This window comes from Rhodococcus sp. CX (genome assembly GCF_015865005.1).
Lineage (GTDB): Bacteria > Actinomycetota > Actinomycetes > Mycobacteriales > Mycobacteriaceae > Rhodococcus.
Genome location: NZ_JADZGH010000028.1, coordinates 1 through 2,970, shown reverse-complemented (window position 1 = coordinate 2,970; position 2,970 = coordinate 1). Strand labels below are relative to the sequence as shown.

The following is a 2,970-nucleotide window of genomic DNA, read 5'->3' as shown; positions in this document are numbered from 1 at the left end:
GGCCGGCCGCCGCCGCGACCGTGGCAACCGCCGCCGTCGTCACGGTCTTGCCGACGTCGGTGGAGGTGCCGGTGATGCAGAGAACGCTCACACGCGTGCCTCCGCGAGGACGTCACCGAGCACCGACTCGATCATCGCGAGATCGTCGGCGTCCAGGTTCGCGCGGGCGGTCAGGCGTAGCCGGGACGTGCCTGCGGGAACGGACGGGGGACGGAAGCACCCGACGTGCAGGCCGCGTTCGCGGCACGCCGCGGCGGCACCGACGGCGACCATCGGGTCCCCGAGGATCACCGAGACGACCGCCGATTCGGGCGCGTCGACGCCCGAGATGCGGGCGAGGTCGGCAGCCCGGTCGAGCACCGCGGTGGCACGCTCCGGTTGCTCCCGAAGGATGCGCAGGGCGCTGCGGGCGGCGCCGACGGCCGCGGGCGCCAGGCCGGTGTCGAAGATGAAGGTCCGGGCGGTGTCGATGAGATGTTCCCGGATCCTGCTGTCGCCGAGGACGATTCCGCCCTGTGCGGCGAGCGACTTGGAGAGCGTCGCCGTGATGACGACATCGGGCTCGCCGGCGAGGCCCATTTCGTGTACGAGTCCGCGTCCCCCTACACCGCGGACGCCCACACCGTGGGCCTCGTCGACGAGCAGCAACGCGCCGTGCGCCCGGCACACCCGGTGGAGTGCCTGCAGCGGCGCGAGGTCACCGTCGGCGCTGAACACCGAATCGGTGAGAACGAGGGCGCGCGGTTGTGCGCGCGCAGCAAGGACTGCCTCGACGAACTCGACGTCGCCGTGGGGCGCGACCTGGATCCGCGACCGCGACAGGCGGCATGCGTCAACGAGCGAGGCATGACAGCCGGCGTCGGAGACGATCAGGGTGTCCGGGCCGCCGAGCGCGGTGACCGCGCCGAGGTTGGCGGCGTATCCGCTGGCGAACACGAGACCTGTTTCGGCGCCGACGAATTCGGCGAGTTCACGTTCGAGCAGTTCGTGTTCGGCGGTCGTGCCGGTGACGAGCCGAGAACCGGTCGCGCCCGCACCCCAACGGCGCAGTGCGGCCGCGGCGCCGGCGACGACCTCGGGATGCCGGACCAGGCCGAGGTAGTCGTTGGACGCCAGATCGACGAGACGGGAGCCGGACGTGCGAGGCAGCAGTGTGCGGTGCAGTCCCGCGACGCGGCGCTTCTCGGCGGCGTCGTCGAGCCAGGCCAGACTGACGGGTGCGGTCATGGAAGGACACCATACTTGAACGGCGTTCAAGTGGCCAGACGAGACGAGAGCTACCCGACTGTCACCGGTCGGCTCAACCACCGACCCCCTCAGGCAGGCGCGTCCGACCGGGCGTTCTCCTGCAGTTGCCGGATGGTGTCGACCAGCGGCGCGAGTTCCGGCTGGGCAGCGGCCTCGTCGAGCGCCTCACACAGCGCTGCGTTGTGGGTGGGCCGGGCTTCCTCCAGCAGGCTTCGCCCGGCCTCGGTGACGTCGGTGTAGATGCCGCGCCGGTCGGTGGGACACAAGTAGCGCGCAAGCAACCCGCGGTCCTCCAATCGGGTTACGAGCCGGGTGGTGGCACTCTGACTGAGGACGACGGAGTCGGCGACCTGTCGCATCTGGAGATGCCCACCCTCACCGTCGTGCTGGCGATCCAGCACGTCCAACAGCGAGTACTCGCGTGCGCTCAACCCGTGCGCCGACTGCAGCGCGCTTTCGATCCTGTTCTCGATTCGCCCGTGCAACAGCGAGAGCGCCGACCAGCTGTGTGCCAGCGCGGTCATCGTCGGGTCCGTGGCGGTCATCGTCGGCTCCCTCGATCCGTCGTGTGAACAGGTGACGCCGGCAGTCGACCGGCGTGATCATCACTCCCGACTATACCCGCGCTTGCAAATAGTCGGCGTCTGCAATTATTGTTGACGCCTGCAAAGTGCGTACGCGCATTTCTTCATCCGATCAAAGGATCGTCTCTCATGCCGCTCGCACTGCTGGCCGTTGCTGTCGGGGCCTTCGGAATCGGCACCACGGAATTCGTGATCATGGGGCTGCTGCCCCAAGTGGGAACGGATCTCGGGGTGTCCGTGCCGACGGCCGGATACCTGGTCACCGGCTACGCCCTCGGCGTCGTGATCGGTGCCCCGATCATGACCGTCCTCGGCACCAAGATCTCTCGCAAGAACATGCTGATGCTGCTCATGGGCCTGTTCATCCTCGGCAACATCATCTCCGCCGTGGCCCCGGTCTTCTTCGTCATGCTGATCGGCCGCGTGGTGGCGTCCCTGGCCCACGGCGCCTTCTTCGGGATCGGCTCCGTCGTCGCCGCCGAACTGGTGGCGCCACAGAGGAAGGCGGCCGCCATCTCGCTGATGTTCACCGGACTGACCGTGGCGAACGTCGTCGGGGTGCCGATGGGCACGTTCGTGGGCCACACCGCAGGCTGGCGCATGACCTTCCTGGTCGTCGCCGCTCTCGGCGCCGTCGGCCTTGCCGGCGTCGCCAAGCTCGTACCCGACCTCCCCAAGCCGCCGGGAGTGCAGCTGCGGCACGAGATCGCAGCGTCTACGTAAATCTGATACTTCCTGCCACTGACGTGGCAGGCGGTGAAGATCCACGTTCCTCACGGCTACCCACCACACCATCGTGCGATGTTGCGGGCTCGACCGTGTCCCACACCGACGCTTCGGGTGCAGGACAACTCCTCGACTCTGTCACCCCCTTCGGGGGTGTCGCGGCAGGAACACTGCGGCGGACCCGGCGATGCCGAGGCCTGCGCGGGGTCGGACCGGTCTTGTCCCGACATTTCCGGACCGGGGCATGCACCGCGGTCCGGATCTCGACGCTCCCACTGCGAGTGCGGACCGCTCTGCTGCGCCCCACCAACGCCCGTGTGGCGAGGTTCACCGCCGCCACATGATCACGATTCCCACCCACCTTGCACGCCTCGCACCATGCCGTGTGATAGCCACCGGGGCGGGTCAGCGG

2 protein-coding genes and 2 pseudogenes are annotated in these 2,970 nt (G+C 68.7%); 1 reads left to right on the top strand and 3 read right to left on the bottom strand.

The window, feature by feature from the left end; translation table 11 throughout:
* The 3 genes and pseudogenes from I0Q12_RS35020 to I0Q12_RS02480 form a co-directional block, all read right to left on the bottom strand.
* Positions 1–91, bottom strand: a pseudogene (locus I0Q12_RS35020) (ATP-dependent dethiobiotin synthetase BioD); the annotation flags it as partial.
* Positions 88–1,227, bottom strand: coding sequence for an 8-amino-7-oxononanoate synthase (locus I0Q12_RS02485; protein WP_197250446.1), 1,140 nt, complete (start codon positions 1,225–1,227; stop codon positions 88–90). The pseudogene I0Q12_RS35020 and the gene I0Q12_RS02485, both read right to left, overlap by 4 nt.
* Before the next feature lie 89 nt (positions 1,228–1,316).
* Positions 1,317–1,793, bottom strand: coding sequence for a MarR family winged helix-turn-helix transcriptional regulator (locus tag I0Q12_RS02480; RefSeq protein ID WP_197250445.1), 477 nt, complete (start codon positions 1,791–1,793; stop codon positions 1,317–1,319).
* A 168-nt stretch (positions 1,794–1,961) separates the two neighbouring features.
* Between I0Q12_RS02480 and I0Q12_RS02475 the strand changes: the two are divergent.
* Positions 1,962–2,546 (top strand): annotated as a pseudogene (locus I0Q12_RS02475) (MFS transporter); the annotation flags it as partial.
* Between the last annotated feature and the right edge of the window lie 424 nt (positions 2,547–2,970).

Excerpts from the sequence above, each read along its gene's own strand:
- I0Q12_RS02485 (WP_197250446.1), bottom strand. The coding sequence starts at position 1,227 with ATGACCGCACCCGTCAGTCTGGCCTGGCTCGACGACGCCGCCGAGAAG.
- I0Q12_RS02480 (WP_197250445.1), bottom strand. The coding sequence starts at position 1,793 with ATGACCGCCACGGACCCGACGATGACCGCGCTGGCACACAGCTGGTCG.